Origin of the sequence: Clostridium fessum, assembly GCF_003024715.1 — a bacterium.
Lineage (GTDB): Bacteria > Bacillota > Clostridia > Lachnospirales > Lachnospiraceae > Otoolea > Otoolea fessa.
Map to the genome: position 1 here is coordinate 1 of NZ_PYLO01000018.1, position 959 is coordinate 959.

The following is a 959-nucleotide window of genomic DNA, read 5'->3' on the forward strand; positions in this document are numbered from 1 at the left end:
AGTTCGGACTGCAGGCTGCAACTCGCCTGCACGAAGCTGGAATCGCTAGTAATCGCGAATCAGAATGTCGCGGTGAATACGTTCCCGGGTCTTGTACACACCGCCCGTCACACCATGGGAGTCAGTAATGCCCGAAGTCAGTGACCCAACCGTAAGGAGGGAGCTGCCGAAGGCAGGACCGATAACTGGGGTGAAGTCGTAACAAGGTAGCCGTATCGGAAGGTGCGGCTGGATCACCTCCTTTCTAAGGAAGAAGGATTATAAGTAGGTTGCGAGAGCAGCTGAATCAATCCAACTAAAACGGAAGAAGAAGTAAGGGTTTTATATACTGTTGAGTTTTCGAGGATGACAATTAAAGATTGAAATCCAGGAAATGAAAGATTTCCGGTGTCGATGCGCTTAGGGGACACACCCGTTCCCATCCCGAACACGATGGTTAAGACCTAAGCGGCCGATGATACTATGCTGGAGACGGCATGGGAAAGCAGGTGGATGCCGGATTCCAAATGGGCTTATAGCTCAGCCGGTTAGAGCGCACGCCTGATAAGCGTGAGGTCGGTGGTTCGAGTCCACTTAAGCCCATTTAACCCGAAAGGGTATGACTTTTTTATGAGTCATTCGTGAGTTTGAGTTTATCAAGCTTAGGAATGACTGATAAAATCAGTCAAGTATGTACCTTGAAAACTGCATATTGAAAATCTGATACAAAGTTCAAACCGAGAGGTTTGAAACAAATATCAAGACATCCGAGGTGTTACACGAAAGTGTAACCAAACAAACCAAAAACAAGCAATTATTAATTGTAAACACCATAAGCCAAAGATGCAACGCTATGCATCTGAGAGGAACACCGTACCCACGGTGTGAATCAATTGGTTAAGCTAATAAGAGCGCAGGGTGGATGCCTTGGCACTAAGAGCCGATGAAAGACGTGATAAGCTGCGAAAAGCTTCGGGGAG

1 tRNA gene and 3 rRNA genes are annotated in these 959 nt (G+C 46.9%); all 4 read left to right on the top strand.

From position 1 onward, the window contains the following. A 16S ribosomal RNA gene (locus tag C7U56_RS15270) occupies window positions 1–244 on the top strand; the annotation flags it as partial. A 139-nt stretch (window positions 245–383) separates the two neighbouring features. Further along, a 5S ribosomal RNA gene (rrf, locus tag C7U56_RS15275) occupies window positions 384–501 on the top strand. Window positions 502–508: 7 nt separating this feature from the next. Beyond that, window positions 509–582 (top strand) — tRNA-Ile (locus C7U56_RS15280). A 292-nt stretch (window positions 583–874) separates the two neighbouring features. Further along, window positions 875–959, top strand: a 23S ribosomal RNA gene (locus C7U56_RS15285); the annotation flags it as partial.